The following is a 17,083-nucleotide window of genomic DNA, read 5'->3' as shown; positions in this document are numbered from 1 at the left end:
ATGACCCAAGCCTATATTTTGACTTTATCTTGCCCAGATCGACTGGGCCTGGTGCATGCCGTTTCGGGCTTTTTGCTCGAACAAGGCGGCAATATCGAAGAAGCAGCACAGTACAACGACACGGTGACTGGCCTGTTTTTCATGCGCGTGCAGTTTGCCTGTGACGGCAAGGACCCCGCCGCTCTTAAAGCATCTGTCGCTGAATTAGCTGATCAATATCAAATGCAGTGGAGTTTGCACTCCAAAACTGAGCGGATGAAGACCGTGATCATGGTCAGCAAGGAAGGCCATTGCCTCAACGACCTGCTGTTCCGCTGGAAGTCGGGTCTGCTGCCTATCGAGATCAAGGCCATCGTCAGCAACCACCGCGAGTTCTACCAACTGGCGGCCAGCTACAACATCCCCTTCCACCACATCCCCGTGACGGCTGCGACCAAGGCTCAGGCCGAAGAGCGCCAGTACGAGATCATTCAGGAAGAAGGCGCAGAGCTGGTCGTGCTGGCCCGCTACATGCAAGTGCTGTCCAACGACCTGTGCAAGAAGCTGTCTGGCCGCGCCATCAACATCCACCACAGCTTTTTGCCCAGTTTCAAGGGTGCCAAGCCCTACTACCAGGCGCATGACCGCGGCGTAAAGCTGATCGGCGCTACCGCCCACTATGTAACGGCTGACCTGGACGAAGGTCCTATCATTGAGCAGGACGTCGCCCGTGCCGACCACACCGACACAGTGGAAGACCTGACCGCTCGCGGCCGCGATACCGAAAGCCAGGTGCTGGCCCGCGCCGTGAAGTGGCACAGCGAACGCCGCGTGATCTTGAACGGTCACAAGACCGTGGTCTTCCGCTAACCCTCAGGCTTGGGACTTTTTGCATGACCCGCAGCCCCAGCGCCTTAAACAGCATCACCGCCCGGCGCATCCCGCCGATCCAGTGCCTGCTTACTTTTGAGGCCCTGGCGCGGCTGCGTTCTGTCACGCAAACGGCAGAGGAGCTGTGCGTGACGCCCAGCGCCGTCAGCCACCGCGTCAAGCAGCTGGAGCAGATGCTGGGCGCGCGTCTATTTGGTCGGGCGGATTTTTCGCTGACCACAGACGGCATCGCCTATCTGGCCCATGTCCGCGAAGGTCTGGGCGCACTGCAGCGCTTTCCCGGCGCAGCCGCATCCCCGGGACGCAGACGCCTGAAACTGGCCGTCACCCCCACTTTTGCGCGCGTGATTCTAATTCCGCGCCTGCGCCAGTTCACCGAGGCCTACCCGGAAATCGACATTGCGCTGCAAGTCTCGATTCCGCTGCTGGACGTCATTGGTGAAGATGCCGACCTGATGGTGCGTTTTGGTGCCGGTCACTATGCCGATGTGGAGCATATCGAGTTGGCCCGCGACACTATCACGCCCCTGGCATCGCCCAGCTTCATCCGGGAACATGGCCCGTTCGAGCGGCCCGAAGACCTTGAAGGCATGCCGCTGCTGCGCAGCCCTCTGGAGCCCTGGCGAACCTGGTTTGCGGCCACTGGCCTCGACATGGCCGAGCCCAACGAAGGCTCGCAGTTCAACGACATTGGCCTGATGTGCGACGCCGCATCCGCCAGCATGGGCATTGCACTGGTGCGCCACAAACTGGGCGCGCCCTGGCTGGAGAACGGCACGCTGGTGCGCCTGTTCGACACCGATGCCCACAGCCCGCACGCCCACTACCTGTGCTGGAAGACCGGCATCATGGACCGCTGGGAATGCTCGGCCTTTGCCGAGTGGCTGCGCAAGGCCATGAGCTGACGACTGCTCCGGAAAGCGCCCCACGGCATGGGCTGCGCCATGGATAACGAAGATGGAGTACCCACTGCATGAACCTTCAGCCCAGGCATTACCCCGGCATTGACCAGAACCAGGCACTCAACAGCGAAGCGCCCTCTTTGCTCATCCGCGCCCTGGCCGGCACGGGCAAAACAACCACGCTGGCCATCAAGGCCGCCGATCTGATCCACACCAAGGGTGCGCGCAACGTGCTGATGCTGGCCTACTCGGAAGCCGGCATCAAGGCCATTCAGGAGCGGCTGACCCGGTTCACCGCCGTGCGGCTCGAAGACCTGCATCTGCTCACACTGGAGCAGTTGTGCGCACAGATGCTCACAGAGCAAGGCGACCCTGTCCCCACTCTTTCCTCCGACCTAGAGAAGAACCTGCTCATCGCGCAGGCGCAGGGAGCACTGTCTCAAGAGGTTGAGCGGCACGCGGAGATCGACATACCCGAGCTGGCGGACTACTTCGCCCGCCCACTGGACATCAGCGCCTTCCTCGCCTTCGAGGCCCAGGCCAAGCAGCGCATGCTGGAGCTCAGCATCGAGGACAGCGGCCTTGGCGCGCTGGCCTATTGCCGCGACAACGCACTGGACTACGGCCTGTACCGGCTATTGCGCAGCTATGAGCGGCTGCGCGCTGGCCCCACCCGGGAGCCACAGTTCTACGCACCCGGCGACTGCACCTATGCGCTGGCCTGCCAACTGGCCACACTGGACTTCAATGCCTGCTTCGCGCCACTGCAGGGCCGCTTCGACGCAGTGCTATTCGACGAGCTGCAAGACCTGGACGAAGCCGCACTGCTGGTGCTGCGCCACCTGGCGCGTGGCAACGGCGGCTTCATCGGTGTGGGCGATTTCAACCAGCACATCCTACCGGGTGCATCCTCCGTCTTTGGAGACGGTGCCCAGCGCATACTGCAAGAGCTACCCGTCGGCACGGCCCAGACCACGCTCAACACCACCTATCGCTTCGGCCCCGCCATCTGCCAGCAGCTGAACCGATTCTTCAGCGTGGGGTTCGAAGCCCATTACCGCAACGCTGCCGCATGGTTCGAGCATCGCCACGGCGATGATGAGGACTGTGCGCGACAGCTACTGGATATTCATGCCACGGTGGCCCGCCTGCCCCGCAAGCCGCACGAGGCGCCCGCCCTGCTGCGAATCATCCTGCGCTCGCCCGAAGATTCGGTACCGCTCGAATGGCTGTTCGCCCATGAAGGCGTGCACTACGCCTGCAAGGGCATGCAGCGCTTCTACCAGCGCCGCGAAATCGCCCTGGTGCTGGCCATGCTGTGGGCCATGAAAGGCTGCAGTGGCAGCGCGCTGCTCTCACAAGGTATTTTGAACAGCGCAGCCGAAGGCCTGATGCGCTACGTGCGCCATGCCACCTCACCCGACCGGGACCTGCTGGCCAACGGCCTGTTCGACATGGGCGCACTGGGGGATGCTCCTCCTGAATCCGACACGCTGCGCATTGCCGCCGAACTCATGGGGCAGCAAGCCGCCATGCGCCGCTTCTTTGCCGCTCACATCGCATCAGACTCGCCTGCTGCCCGACTGCTAGCCCTGCCCGCCGACCAATGCGCCGATGCAGGGCGGCTGTGCCAGCACCCTCTGATGCAGCAGTTCTTCGCTCAGGCCCCCATCAGTCAGGGCGAACTGCGCCAGTGCCTGGCCAGCCTGAAAGCGCTGTCACGCATCTGCGCTGGTCTTTCCGTCGATGAATTTCTGGGCCGTCTCAGCCTCATGGTTCAGTCGAGCATCGCGCAGCATCAGCGCCAGGAAAAGCCAAGCCTGCAACTGCTCACGGTGGAGCGCAGCAAAGGCCATGAATATGAATTCGTCGCTGTGCCTTTTGTCGATATCAGGCACCTCTCGCCCAATGCGAGCGACCCAGAGCGCAACATGCTCTACGTTGCCATGACCCGCGCCAGCAAACGCCTGTGGATGCTGGAAAGACGCTGACCCCGGTCAAATGACCAAGCCATACGCGGGTCAAAACAGCATAACGTCGCCCCCAGCCGACATAGCCACGGTTGCCCTCTCCCTCACCTGTTGCCACCCAACCACCATGGGCTGATAACAACGAGGAGGAGAGATATGCAATCCCTATTGCGCAGCGCCTGGCTTCTGGCCGCCGCCACCACCACCCTGTCGCTACATGCACAGGAAAGCAGCATCACCATCGGCACCAGCCTGCCTCTCTCCGGAGCGCAGGCCGAGGCCGGCAAGGAAGGGCTGGCCATCATGCAAGCCCAGATTGATGCACTCAACAAACAAGGTGGCCTGAGCGGACGGCAACTGGCCCTCAAGGTGCTGGACGATGGCTATGACCCGCAGCGCGCCGCCAGCAATGCACGCCAGCTGCTTCAGGAGGGCTCTGTCGCCCTGCTCAACTGCTGGGGCACAGCCAGCTGCACCGCCATGCAGCCCGAAGTGCAGCAGGGCCAGACCCCGCTGGTAGGCGTGATTGCCGGTGCAGGCACTATGCGCCAGCAGCCGGGCCGCCACGCCTACCCGCTGCGCGCCACCACGCAGGCTGAAATCTCCGCCATGCTGCAGCAAATGCAGACCCTTGGTCTGCAACGTGTTGTCATCGTTTATCAAAATGATGGCTTCGGCAAAGACGGCCTGCAGATCGCAATGACCGCCTTCACCGCCAAGGGCTTGAAACCAATCACCACCCTGGCTGTGGAGCCATCAGGCGCCAATACCCCAGACCTGGCCAAGCAACTGGCTGCCCAGCCCGATCTGCAAGGCGTCATCGTGCTGGCTGGCACCCCTGCCACCATCGGCCTCATCACCATGGCAAGGCAGGCCCACATCACCGCCCCGTTCTACAACCTGGCTGCACAGGCCAACCGCGCCGTGGTGCAGGGACTGGGGCCGTACACACGCGGCATTGCCTTTACCACGCTGGTGCCCAGCCCGTGGAAGGGCGCGGTGCCTGCGGTCAAGGATTACCAGCAACTCGTCAGCCACAGCGGCATGCCGCCTGCGTCCTATCTGGGGCTGGAGGTTTTTCTCAACACCCGTACCCTGCTCGATGGTCTGCGCAAAGCCAGTCCTGCCGCCAGTCGCGCAGCGCTGACCACCGCACTCGATGCCATGGGTGAAATTCGCTACGGTGCCATGAGCCTGCGCTTTGCCGCACCGCGCACAGGCTCCAGCTATGTGGGGCTGACCATGATTGACTCCGGCGGTCAATTCAGAGAATAAAAGGCCTTCAGCGCTTATCAATAAAACGCTGATAGCTATCATTTAAATAGCAAACATCAGCCTTATGCACTGCGCATTTCAATCAGCTTTGCAATAAAGCTCACACCGCTGTGCGGGCTCATCCCCTACATTTGCAGGCATGACGCCCGCCAGCACCTTCACCGATCTTGTCGCAACCTCTAGCGATGCCGCCAACGCCGCGCACCGCCAGCCAGAACTGTCTGAGCGCGCCCGGCGCCAGGCCGAGGTGCTGGCCGCTCTGCGCCCACATGTGCCAGCACATGCCCTGCTCTACCAGAGCGAAGACACCACGCCCTATGAGTGCGATGGCCTGACCGCCTACCGCCAGCGCCCACTGCTGGTCTGCCTGCCCGAGACTTATGCACAGGTGCAGGCCGTGCTTAAGGCCTGCCACGCCGTTGGCGCGCCGGTCATTGCACGCGGTGCGGGCACGGGCTTATCGGGCGGTGCCATGCCCCACCCCATGGGCGTGACGCTGTCACTGGCCAAGTTCAACAAAATTCTGAACGTCGATGCCTATAGCCGCACGGCGCTGGTGCAATGCGGCGTGCGCAATCTGGCCATCAGCGAAGCCGCTGCGCCCTACGGCCTGTATTACGCCCCCGATCCCAGCAGCCAGATTGCCTGCACGATTGGCGGCAACGTGGCTGAAAACTCCGGCGGGGTGCACTGCCTGAAATACGGGCTGACGGTGCACAACGTGCTCAAAGTCAAAGGCTTCACCATTGAAGGCGAGCCGGTCGAATTCGGCTCAGACGCGCTGGATACGCCGGGCATGGACTTGCTGGCCATCATGATCGGTAGCGAAGGCATGCTGGCCGTGGTCACCGAAGTCACCGTCAAGCTCATCCCCAAGCCCCAACTGGCGCGCTGCATCATGGCCAGTTTTGACGATGTGCGCAAAGCCGGCGCGGCCGTAGCCGCCGTGATTGCCGCCGGCATCATTCCCGCAGGGCTGGAGATGATGGACAAGCCCATGACGGCCGCCGTGGAAGACTTTGTGCGCGCCGGTTACGACCTCACGGCAGAGGCGATTCTCTTGTGTGAGAGCGACGGCACGCCCGAGGAAGTAGAAGAAGAGATCGCCCGCATGAGCGAGGTGCTGCGCAACGCCGGTGCCACAGCCATCACCGTGAGCGAAAGCGAAGAAGAGCGCCTGCGCTTCTGGAGTGGGCGCAAGAACGCCTTCCCCGCCAGCGGCCGCATCAGCCCCGATTACATGTGCATGGACTCCACCATTCCACGCAAGCGCCTGGCCGACATCCTGCTAGCCATTCAGGAGATGGAAAAGAAGTACCAGCTGCGCTGCGCCAACGTCTTTCACGCCGGTGACGGCAATCTGCACCCGCTGATTCTGTTTGATGCCAACAACCCCGACGAGCTGCACCGCTGCGAGCTGTTTGGTGCCGACATTCTGGAAACCAGCGTGGCCATGGGCGGCACGGTGACGGGCGAACATGGTGTGGGCGTGGAAAAGCTCAACAGCATGTGCACCCAGTTCACCACGGCTGAAAATGCCCAGATGTTCGCCCTCAAGGCGGCATTTGACCCGCAAGCCCTGCTCAACCCTGGCAAGGTAATTCCCACGCTCAACCGCTGCGCCGAATACGGAAAAATGCTGGTGCGCGGCGGGCAGATTGCCCACCCCGATCTACCGCGGTTTTAAGCCTTCAACGCAGTTGCGCCAGTCGCTCTGCCAGCTCGGCATCCTGCAAGGCCTGCATTTCCAGCTGTGCAAAAACGGCGCTGGCTTCATCGGCCTTTTGCGGCCCAAACAAGGCCTGATAGCAGTCCATGAACGGCAGAGCGGTATCACGCATTTGCAGCCACTGCGGCGCACAGGTCAGCAAGGCCTTTCGGGCTTGTTCGGCCTGTTCATGCCCTGCACCCAGCTGTGCAATAGCCCAGAGCGCAGACTGCGCCTCCACCTCATCCAGATCGGCGTGGTCTTGCACCAGCAATTGCAGGGCTGCGTACTTGTCGGTATCGGCCACGGCAGGGTCGCCCAGCAGGCGACCAATTTCTGCAATCGCCGGTACGCGAGACGGCAGACCGTGATTGTTAACGCTCATGCAGACATCAGCACGGCACCGCGCTGCAAAAACTTGGCGTATTCCTCATCGGGCACAAACAGGCCGCCTGTGGTCCAGACGATATGCGTGGCGTTGGGCAGATACGCCAGCAGGTTCTGGCGCTGCAGATAGTCCTGCCCGGCAGCGCTTTGCAGCAACTCACGCGGGCCGCTGAAGCCTGCAGCAGCCGATGGCTCGATGCTCAGGCCTTCGCTGTTCTTCAGCAGGTAGAGGTGGCGAAACAAGGTTTCATCTTCCACCGTCAATACGCCGCCCAGAAAGCCGCGCACCACATCAGCCGCCAGCTCAGATGCGCGCGGCACAGCCAGACCATCGGCCTCGGTCTGGTTGTTCAGGCCCAGCTCATACACCGAAGGATGTGCCTCTAACTGCGGCAGCGCTGCCGCGCCAGCCAGCATCTCGACGATGAAGCAAGGCGACTGCACGGGTTCTGCAAAAAAACAGTGCACATGCGGACCAAAGGCTTGCTGCAAACCCAGCGCCACGCCGCCCGGCGCACCGCCCACACCGCAGGGGATATAGACAAACAAAGGGTGTTTTTCGTCTACAACGCGCTTGCTTTCTGCGATCTGCGCTACCAGATGCGGAGCAGCGGCGGCATAGCCCAGCAGCAGCGACAGAGAATGTTCATCATCCACAAAATGGCAATGCGGGTCTTGCTCGGCCAGCGCGCGGCCAGCGGCCACGGCCATGGCGTAGTCACCCGTATGCTCCACCACCTGCACGCCACGGGCGCGCAGGCGCTGCTTTTTCCACTCCTTGGCGTCAGCAGACATATGTACCGCTGCCTTGAAGCCCAGCGCCGAAGCCATAACGCCAATCGACAGGCCCAGATTGCCGGTAGAACCCACCGCCACCTGGTACTGGGCAAACACGGCACGCGCGGCATCCGAGGCCAGTTGCAGATAGTCGCCATCGGCCAGCAGGCCATGCTGCAGGGCGATGTTTTCGGCGTATTCCAGCACCTCATGCACACCGCCACGCGCCTTGACAGAACCTGCCACTGGCAGGCTGTGATCGGCCTTAAGCCACAGCTGACCCGCCTCTTGCGGCAATTGCAGTGCCTGCTGCATCTGCGGCACTTGCAGCAAGGGCGACTCGATACGGCCAGCGGAGGCCGTCAACTCAGGGAACAGCTTCATCAACAGGGGTGCAAAACGCTCAAAGCGCTGCACAGCCTGCTGCACTTGCTGCGGGCTAATGTCGTGGGTGGATTGCTCCTTCGCCCCCCGCCCGGCCCACAGCGTGGGCTTGGCGCTCTGCAAGGATTCAATGATGCTGGCTTGCAGATCGGTGGGGGCGGAGGATGGATGCATGACGAGGCTCTCTCAAAACCCGTATGTTAAGTGCTCACTCTTCCTTCAAAATTGTTGCTGCACCGGCTTTTGGCAACTTGTCGCCATAAACCAGTCGATACAGCAGCGGCAGCACCAGCAGCGTCAGGATGGTGGACGAAATAATGCCCCCAATCACCACCGTGGCCAGCGGCCTTTGCACCTCGGCTCCGGTGCCTGTCGCAATCGCCATGGGCACAAAGCCCAGCGATGCGACCAGCGCCGTCATCAGCACCGGGCGCAGGCGGGTCAAAGCGCCTTCGGTCACGGCCTGCTCCACACCCATGCCCTGCTCACGCAGAGAGCGGATGTACGAGATCATCACCAGCCCGTTGAGAACGGCCACGCCGCACAGTGCGATAAAACCAATAGCCGCCGAAATCGACAGCGGAATGCCCCGCAGCCACAGCGCGGCGATACCGCCCGTCAATGCAAACGGAATGCCGGTGAAGACGATAAGACCATCGCGCACATTGCCGAACATGGCGAACAGCAGCGTGAAAACCAGCGCCAGCGCCACAGGCACCACGATCATCAGGCGCTGGCGAGCGGATTCGAGGTTCTCGAAGGAGCCGCCCCAGCGTGTCCAGTAACCGGCGGGCAGCACAATGCCTTGCAGCTCTTGCTGGGCCTGTGCCACAAACGAGCCGATATCACGCCCGCGCACATTGGCGCTGACGACGATGCGGCGCTTGCCATCCTCACGGCTGACCTGATTGGGGCCGGGTGCCAGCTCAACCGTGGCAATGGATGACAGCGGCACAAAGCCAAGTCGCCCATCGCCACCGCGCGGCAGCGCAATCGGCAGGCGGCCAATGCCGTCCATATCGCTGCGCACCGCCTCAGGCAGGCGCACCTGAATGGCAAAGCGGCGGTCGCCCTCAAACACAGTCCCCGCTTCACGCCCGCCCAGGCCAGTGCTGATGGCGTCTTGCACATCGCCCATGTTCAGGCCGTAGCGCGATGCTTTTTCCCGGTCGATCTGTACCGTGAGCATGGGCAGGCCCGTGGTCTGCTCCACCTTTACTTCAGATGCGCCGGGAATCTTCTGCAGCATGGCGGCCACGCTTTGCGCGGACTTCTCCAGCTGGGCCATATCATCGCCAAAAATCTTGACGGCCACATCGCTGCGCACACCCGAAATCAGCTCATTGAAGCGCAGCTGAATCGGCTGAGAAAACTCATAATTGCTGCCAGGAATCTGCTCCACCGCTTCTTGCACGGCAGCCAGCAGATCATCACGCGTGCGCGTTGGATCGGGCCACTGATCGCGGGGCTTTAGCATGATGTAGCCGTCCGAGATATTGGGCGGCATGGGGTCAGACGCAATCTCGGCCGTTCCGGTGCGCGCAAACACACGTTCAATCTCGGGGAACTCATTTTTCAGCGTGCGCTCCAGTTGCATCTGCATCTCTACCGACTGCGTGAGGCTGGTGCCCGGTATGCGCAGCGCCTGCACGGCAAAGTCGCCCTCGTTCAGATTGGGCGCAAATTCGCTCCCCATGCGCGTCGCCAGCAACAAGCTCAATGCGACAACCACAGCTGCCGCCGTCAGCACCACGGCAGGTGCGTGCATGACCTTGTCCAGCACCGGCGCATAAGCACTGCGTGCCCAGACCATCAGGCGGTTTTCTTTCTCTGCAACCTTGTCGCCCATGAACAGCGCAATCGCTGCGGGGATAAAGGTGATGGACAGCAGCATGGCCCCCAGCAGCGCAATCACCACCGTCAGCGCCATCGGGTGGAACATCTTTCCTTCGACGCCCGTTAACGCAAAAATGGGCAGGTACACCACCATGATGATGAGCTGCCCAAACAGCAAGGGGCGACGCGATTCTTTGGCGGCGGCAAACACTTCTTCAAAGCGCTCACTGCGCGTGAGCGAGCGGCCCGCAGCCTGCTGCGCGTGCGCCAGACGCCGCACGCAGCTCTCCACAATCACCACCGCACCATCGATGATGATGCCGAAGTCCAGCGCGCCCAAGCTCATCAAATTGGCGCTGACGCGCATCTGCACCATGCCCGTGAAGGTGAACAGCATGGACAACGGAATAATCAGCGCCGTAATCAGCGCCGCACGCAGATTTCCGAGGAACAAGAACAGCACGACCACCACCAGCGCGGCGCCTTCGATCAGGTTCTTCTTCACGGTGGCAATGGCTTTGTCCACCAGATGCGTGCGGTCGTACACCGTCACCGCCTTCACACCGGGCGGCAGGCTTTTGTTGATCTCCTGCATGCGTGCATCCACGGCCTGCGACACGGCACGACTGTTCTCGCCAATCAGCATGAAGACGGTGCCCAGCACCACCTCGCGCCCGTTGTCCGTCGCAGCGCCGGTGCGCAGCTCGCGCCCCAGCTCCACATCCGCCAGATCGCGCACACGAATGGGCTGACCCTGAGCCGTGCCCACAATCACCTCGCGAATATCGGCCATGCCACGCACCTGGCCCGGTGCGCGAATCAGGTACTGCTCGCCCTGGCGCTCGATATAGCCTGCGCCCACATTGGCGTTGTTGCGCTCCAGCGCCGTGACAATATCGGCCAGCGTAAAGCCATAGGCTGCCAGCTTTTGCGGCTGCGGTGCGACCAGATACTCCTTGGCAAAACCTCCAATGGAGTTGATCTCTGTGACCCCTGCCACGTTGCGCAGCTGGGGCTTGATGACCCAGTCCTGAATTTCGCGCAAATCCATAGGGGTGTAGGGCGATCCATCGGGCTTTTGGGCACCGTCATCGGCCTCCACCGTCCACAGATAAATCTCACCCAGACCGGTAGAAATAGGCCCCAGCGCCGGGGCCACGCCCGCAGGCAGGGCATCACGCGCCTGCTGCAAACGCTCGTTGACCAGCTGGCGCGCAAAGTAGATGTCCGTGCCGTCCTTGAAGACCACGGTGATCTGCGACAAGCCATAGCGCGACAGCGATCGCGTCTGCTCCAGATGCGGCAGGCCCGCCATGGCGGTCTCGATAGGGAAGGTGACGCGCTGCTCGGTCTCCAGCGGCGAATAGCCGGGCGACGAGGTATTGATCTGCACCTGCACATTGGTGATGTCCGGCACGGCATCAATGGGCAGGCGCTGGTAGTTGTAGATGCCAAGGCCGATCAGTGCGATGGTGGCCAGCATGACCAGCCAGCGCTGGGCAATGGCGAAACGGATGATGCGTTCAAACATGAAGAATCACCCTATCAATGAACGTGTTCAGCACTGGCTTTGCCCAGCTCAGACTTCAGCACAAAGCTGCCACCCACCACATAGCTCTGGCCTGCGCTCAGGCCCTGCAGCACCTCGGTGTTCCGGCTGTCGGCCTTGCCCAGCTTCACGCTTTGCGCCTTGAAGCCGCCTTGCACCGGCACAAACACCACGGTTTTTTCGCCCTCAATTTTCTGAATGGCCGCGCTGTTCACCGTCACCGCCGCCTTTTGGCTGGATGCCGTCAAATCCACGTTCACAAACAGGCCCGGACGCCAGATGCCGTCTGGGTTATCCAGCGTGATGCGCGCGGGGGCCGTGCGTGTTTCCTGCCCAATCAACGCGCCCACATAGGCTACCGTACCCGTGCCCTTGGATTCAAAGGCCGTGGCATGCACCGTGGCCTTTTCGCCCACGCGCACAAACGGCAGGTCAGATGCAGCCACCTTCATCTCGGCCCAGACGGAGCGCAAGTCAGAGATGGTGAACACCGCCGTGCTGTCCTGCACGGCTTCGCCCACGGACAAATGCTTTTCCACCACCACGCCATCAAACGGCGCACGCAGCTCAAAGCGGTTCAGCGCACCGCCAGAGGCCACACCAGCGCCAATCGCCGCCAGTTTTTGCTGGGCATTAGCCGCTGCAATTTCTGCTTCACGCAGCGCCTGCTGGGCCTGCAGATAGTCTTGCTCAGCCGATATTTTTTCCTGCCACAGCTGCTTTTCACGCTGATAGGTGGTGCGCGCCAGCGCGAGGCGCTTTTGCGAAGCCATCAACTCGCTGCGCTGCTCGGACACTGTGGGGCTGGTCAAAGTCGCCAGCACCTGGCCCTTTTTCACCACCTGCCCCAGATTGGCGGCCACGCTCTCGGCCACACCGGCTACGCGCGGCACGACGTGGGCAGTCTTGTCGTCGTTGAAGCGAATTTCACCGGGCAATTGCAGCGTGTTGCCAATGCTGGCAGCACCTGCCTGGGCCAGCGTGACACCAGCCACCTTGGCACGAGCGGCATCGAGCTGGAGCACGCCTTCTTCATGCGCTTCGCCGCTTTCTTTGGCGTGGTCATGATCGTGGTCGTGCTCAGCTTCTGCAGCGGGCTTTTCATGACTGTGGTCATGCTTTTCGTCCCCGTGGCCGTTCTTCTCATCATGCTCGCCATGGGCTTCTTCTTTGCCGTGGGCATGATCGCCCTCTTTACCTTGTGCAGGTGCATCTGGCGACTTTTTCTCGCCTGCGTGTGAGTGGCTATCAGCGCCCGCAGCGGCAGGTTCCGTGCCGCGAACAATGAAGAAAGCGGCGGCCGCGCCCAGCGCCAGAATGGCGGCAATGGCAATCGCCGTGCGGCGCGATGTGGTGGGTTGTGCGTTCATGGGTGGTGACTATTTATTCAAGACCGGGCACATCGCCCAGCTGTCGGGTAATGTCGGCGGCAGCCTGATGGGTGGCGACCAGCTGCTCCAGATACAGGCTGCGCGCATCGGCCAGAGTGCGCTGCGCGTCCAGCACTTCCAAGTAGCTGAATTTGCCCAGCGCAAAGCCCTTGGCAGAGACCTCGTAGGCCGACTCTGCCGCTGGCAACACCTGCTGCGCCAGCTGCTGCGCCTGTGCCCGGCTGGTTTGCAGCAGCTCCAGTTGCTGTTGCAGCTGCGCGTTCAGCTGCTGGCGCATGGCCAGCAATTCGTCTTCAGCCTTGTCCGCCAGGCGCAGCGCCTGCAGCTGGTTGCCACGATTGCTGTCCAGAATCGGCAACGGCACCGAAATGCCGACCACCAGCTGATTGCGCCCCACTTCCTGCGCGCGCTTCATACCCAGACTTACCGTGGGATCAGGTAGGCGCTTGGCGCGCTCCAGCTCGGCCACAGACTTTGCCTGCAAAACGGCCTTCTGCGCCCGCAGCATCTGCGGTGAATGCTCTAATTTTTCTAGCATGGAACGGCTATCTGGCAAGGCGGGCAAATCACCCAGCTCGCCCACGGCGCGGCCCATGGATGTGGGCTGTGCGCCCCACAGCAGGGCGAGCTGCTGGCGTGCCACACGCATGCCAGACTGGGCTTGCGCCAGCGCCAGCTGGGCACTGCTCTCGGCCACGCGGGCCTTGGTTTCTTCCAGCGGGGCAATCTTGCCGGCCAGCACGCGCTTGGCAGCGGCATCGAGGGCGTTGCTGGCAATCTCCAGCGTTTTTTCATGCAGCTGCACACGCTGCTGCCCGGCCAGCACCTTGGCAAAGGCGGCGCGCACATCGGCACGCAGACCGGCGCGGGCTGCATCCAGCTCGGCCTGCACCAGCTCGCGGCCATGCTCGGCAGCCTTCATGCGGGCGGCGCGCTTGCCGCCGATTTCTATGGGCTGGTTCCACTGCAGCGTCATGCTGCGGGTTTCGCGCCGCGTGTCTTCTTGCGAATAGGCCAGCTCCGGGTTGGGCCGCGCACGGCTTTGAAGAACCGCGCCTTCGCTGGCGGCCACGGCCTGCGCAGCAGCGCGCAGGCTGGGGTTGTGCTCCATGGCCAGTGCCAGCGCGGTCTGCAAGCTCATGGGAACGGGCGTGGCGGCAATCACTGGTGCTGTAGCTGATGCCTGCTGCGCCCAGCCCAAGGGCGCCAGCAGGCTCAGCCCGCCGCCCAGCAGCACTGCAGCTGCCTTGGTAATAAATGTCATGGTGATGCTCCTCCTGCAAGCCTGCCCTCCCGTTGGCAGACCTTTGCAGGCTGGGCGAATCTAGCGCGCCAGCACCGACAGAGCACTGTCCTGCAGATTACAAATTTGTCATTTAGTGAGCCGACCGACTTGCTCGACAATCTGTGCCATGAAGCTTCTAGTCATTGAAGACGAAACCAAGCTCGCCGAGTACCTGCAAAAAGGCCTGAGCGAAGAAGGCTTTGTGGTCGATACCGTCCACAACGGCATTGACGGCCTGCATCTGGCAACCGAGCAGCCCTACGACCTCATCATTCTGGATGGCATGCTGCCCGGCATTGATGGCCTGGCCGTGCTCGCCGCGCTGCGCCAGTCACGGCAGACGCCTGTGCTCATGCTCACGGCCCGCGCGCAGGTGGAAGACCGCGTCAAAGGGCTGCAAGGCGGCGCGGACGACTATCTGGTCAAGCCCTTTGCATTCTCTGAACTGGTAGCCCGCATCCATGTGCTGCTGCGCCGGGGTCTGCAGACGCAAGCCACGCCCGAAGCTACGGTGCTGCGCATGGCCGATCTGGAGCTGGACTTGCTGCGCCACCGCGCCACCCGCGCCGGGCAGCGGCTGGAGCTGACGGCCAAAGAGTTCAATCTGCTGAGCCTTTTGCTGCGCAGACAGGGCGAGGTGCTGTCGCGCACCGAGCTGGCATCTCAGGTCTGGGACATGAACTTTGACAGCGAAACCAATGTGGTCGAAGTCGCCGTGCGCCGCCTACGCCTCAAGCTCGATGCGCCGTTTGAGCTGCCTCTGCTGCACACCGTGCGCGGCATGGGCTATGTGCTGGAACTGCGCAAAGAGGAGTGAGAAGGCGAAACAGCGCTTACCAGTCGCGCTCGCTGATCAGCGCTTCATTGTCGGCATTGTCAAAACCATAGGCATGGGCAATCGCCAGAAAATCGGTGCCAATGCAACCTCGGGCCACTGTTTCAATCTCGCTACCCTGCTCATCAAATTCTTGCTGCAAGTCATTGAAGCGCTCGGTCGCCACCAGGGTCAGCGCATAAAGCTGCTCCAGACTGGCAGGCTTTTGCGCCTCAATCTGCTGGCACAGCTCCACCAGAATGTCTGCTCCTTTTTTTACCAGTGCGCCGGGGTAATACGCATCGTCATACATTTCTGCCAAAAAGCGGTAGCCCGCCATTTTTGAATTGCTCAAGCTCACAAAATATCTCCTGAATACAAGGCCGGTGCAGCATAGCAGCGCTATGTGGCAGAACCTGATCCCCAAGGAAAACCCATGACCCCATCTACTCCCCATCTGGGCAAACGCCTGTCGCGCTCTCTGGCTCTGCAGACCATGCTGGGGCTGGGTCTGGTCTGCGTGGCCGTGTACTGGGGCAGTCTGCTGGCGTTGACACTGCGCCAGCAGGAAAGCCTGGAACAAAAACAGGCCACCGTGACGCACCTGCTCCAGCAAGGCCGGGACAGCCATTCAGCAAGCGCCATGCAGCACATGCTGTCCGACTTTCTGACGGGGCATGAGGACATGTCTATACGCGTCACGCAACAGTCCGGCCAGCTGTTTTTTGAAAAGCTCAATCGCCCACTGGACGACCGCCACAGCACACGCCGCAGCTTTAGTGTGGAGCTGCCCGCCAGCGCTGCCAATCAGTCGCCTCAAACCCTGCAGGTGCTGCTGCTGCTGGACCGCCGCCCCGACGATGCTCTGCTGCGCCAGCTGGCATGGATTCTGGGCCTGGCCGCCGTGAGCAGCTCGCTGCTGGTGTCCCTTACCAGCGCCTGGCTGGTGCGGCGCGGGCTGGCGCCGCTGCATTCGCTGGTTGAACAAACCCGGCAGTTAGGCGCGCAAGACCTGAGCCGCGACTGGCAAAAACGGCTGGACGACACCGACCAGCCGCAGGAGCTGCGCCCGCTGATCGACCAGTTCAACGCCCTGCTGGAGCGGCTGGCCGTGGCTTACCGGCAGATGGAGGCTTTTAACGCCGATGTGGCCCATGAGCTCAACACTCCTCTGACCACGCTCATCAGCAGCTGCGAGCTGGCCCTGCGCAAGCCGCGTGATGCGGAGGAGCTGCGCGACATTCTGGCCTCCAACCTCGAAGACCTGCAGCGCATGGCCGGTATCGTGGCGGACATGCTGTTCCTGTCCCACGCCGATAGAGGTGAGAGCGCGCACCGCATTCAGGTCGCCAGCCTCGCCAGTCTGGCCGCCGAAGTGGTGGACTATCACGAGGCCGCCTTGCAAGAAGCTGGCCTGCGAGTGCGCGTGCAAGGCGATGCACAGGCCCAGGTCGACGCCCGTCTGCTGCGCCGCGCGTTATCGAACCTGCTGGGTAATGCCACGCGCTACGCCACGCCGGGCAGCTGCATTGAAGTGCAGATTCAGAGCACATCACAGCACACAGCGCAGGAGACCATCACTCTGAGCGTACAAAACCACGGCCCAACCATTACCGCCGAGCACCTGCCCCGGCTGTTTGACCGCTTTTACCGCTCAGACACCGCCCGCAGTCAGGCCGACCGCAACCACGGGCTGGGGCTGGCGATTGTGTCCGCCATTGCACGCATGCATGGCGGGCAGGCGTTTGCGCGATCCGACCTCACTGTCACCACCATCGGACTGAGCTTGCTTGCAGATCAGATCTCACAGCCCGAGCCGGCCGATACCGTCAGCAACACTGCGTAAACGCCCATGGCGCCCACAAGCAGCACCCAGCAGAGATGACATACGACAGAGCGGCAAAGCCGCAATATCTCCTGCCTGTGCATCTCTGA

13 protein-coding genes are annotated in these 17,083 nt (G+C 62.0%); 7 read left to right on the top strand and 6 right to left on the bottom strand.

What is annotated here, in order from left to right; all coding sequences use genetic code 11:
* The 5 genes from purU to CLU84_RS00825 all read left to right on the top strand — a co-directional run bounded on the left by purU (window position 1) and on the right by CLU84_RS00825 (window position 6,704).
* On the top strand, window positions 1-849 hold the full coding sequence (gene purU, locus CLU84_RS00845) for a formyltetrahydrofolate deformylase (protein WP_099735496.1): 849 nt from the start codon (window positions 1-3) through the stop codon (window positions 847-849).
* Window positions 850-872: 23 nt separating this feature from the next.
* Complete coding sequence (locus CLU84_RS00840) at window positions 873-1,775, top strand: LysR substrate-binding domain-containing protein (RefSeq protein WP_099735495.1); 903 nt, start codon at window positions 873-875, stop codon at window positions 1,773-1,775.
* Window positions 1,776-1,843: 68 nt separating this feature from the next.
* Window positions 1,844-3,763: a UvrD-helicase domain-containing protein gene (locus CLU84_RS00835; RefSeq protein WP_099735494.1), complete on the top strand. Its 1,920-nt coding sequence runs from the start codon at window positions 1,844-1,846 to the stop codon at window positions 3,761-3,763.
* Between the two features lie 135 nt (window positions 3,764-3,898).
* Window positions 3,899-5,017, top strand: coding sequence for an ABC transporter substrate-binding protein (locus tag CLU84_RS00830; RefSeq protein WP_099735493.1), 1,119 nt, complete (start codon window positions 3,899-3,901; stop codon window positions 5,015-5,017).
* A 139-nt stretch (window positions 5,018-5,156) separates the two neighbouring features.
* Entirely contained in the window at window positions 5,157-6,704 is a 1,548-nt protein-coding gene (locus CLU84_RS00825) for an FAD-linked oxidase C-terminal domain-containing protein (protein WP_099735492.1), read from the top strand.
* Between the two features lie 4 nt (window positions 6,705-6,708).
* Here CLU84_RS00825 and CLU84_RS00820 read toward each other — a convergent pair whose 3' ends face one another.
* Genes CLU84_RS00820 through CLU84_RS00800 form a run of 5 tightly spaced genes read right to left on the bottom strand, consistent with a single transcriptional unit; the run spans window position 6,709 to window position 14,313 of the window.
* Window positions 6,709-7,110, bottom strand: coding sequence for a hypothetical protein (locus tag CLU84_RS00820; protein ID WP_099735491.1), 402 nt, complete (start codon window positions 7,108-7,110; stop codon window positions 6,709-6,711).
* The gene (locus CLU84_RS00815; RefSeq protein ID WP_099735490.1) at window positions 7,107-8,447 is read right to left on the bottom strand and encodes a D-serine ammonia-lyase; all 1,341 of its coding nucleotides are present in this window, start codon (window positions 8,445-8,447) and stop codon (window positions 7,107-7,109) included. Before CLU84_RS00815 ends, CLU84_RS00820 begins: the two co-directional genes overlap by 4 nt.
* Before the next feature lie 34 nt (window positions 8,448-8,481).
* Complete coding sequence (locus tag CLU84_RS00810) at window positions 8,482-11,640, bottom strand: efflux RND transporter permease subunit (protein WP_099735489.1); 3,159 nt, start codon at window positions 11,638-11,640, stop codon at window positions 8,482-8,484.
* 14 nt (window positions 11,641-11,654) lie between these two features.
* Entirely contained in the window at window positions 11,655-13,028 is a 1,374-nt protein-coding gene (locus tag CLU84_RS00805) for an efflux RND transporter periplasmic adaptor subunit (RefSeq protein WP_099735488.1), read from the bottom strand.
* Window positions 13,029-13,041: 13 nt separating this feature from the next.
* A complete protein-coding gene (locus CLU84_RS00800; protein WP_099735487.1) occupies window positions 13,042-14,313 on the bottom strand; it encodes a TolC family protein in 1,272 nt (423 codons plus the stop codon).
* A gap of 148 nt (window positions 14,314-14,461) precedes the next feature.
* On the opposite strand from CLU84_RS00800, the gene CLU84_RS00795 reads away from it, so the two are divergent.
* Entirely contained in the window at window positions 14,462-15,151 is a 690-nt protein-coding gene (locus CLU84_RS00795; RefSeq protein WP_099735486.1) for a heavy metal response regulator transcription factor, read from the top strand.
* 16 nt (window positions 15,152-15,167) lie between these two features.
* On the opposite strand, the gene CLU84_RS00790 is transcribed toward CLU84_RS00795, so the two are convergent.
* The gene (locus CLU84_RS00790) at window positions 15,168-15,509 is read right to left on the bottom strand and encodes a DUF5713 family protein (RefSeq protein WP_099735485.1); all 342 of its coding nucleotides are present in this window, start codon (window positions 15,507-15,509) and stop codon (window positions 15,168-15,170) included.
* A gap of 75 nt (window positions 15,510-15,584) precedes the next feature.
* Here CLU84_RS00790 and CLU84_RS00785 point away from each other — a divergent pair, with 75 nt between their 5' ends.
* The gene (locus tag CLU84_RS00785; protein ID WP_099735484.1) at window positions 15,585-16,994 is read left to right on the top strand and encodes a heavy metal sensor histidine kinase; all 1,410 of its coding nucleotides are present in this window, start codon (window positions 15,585-15,587) and stop codon (window positions 16,992-16,994) included.
* Window positions 16,995-17,083 lie beyond the last annotated feature (89 nt).

Source organism: Comamonas sp. 26 (genome assembly GCF_002754475.1).
Lineage (GTDB): Bacteria > Pseudomonadota > Gammaproteobacteria > Burkholderiales > Burkholderiaceae_C > Comamonas.
This window is presented reverse-complemented; position numbering and strand designations above follow the sequence as displayed.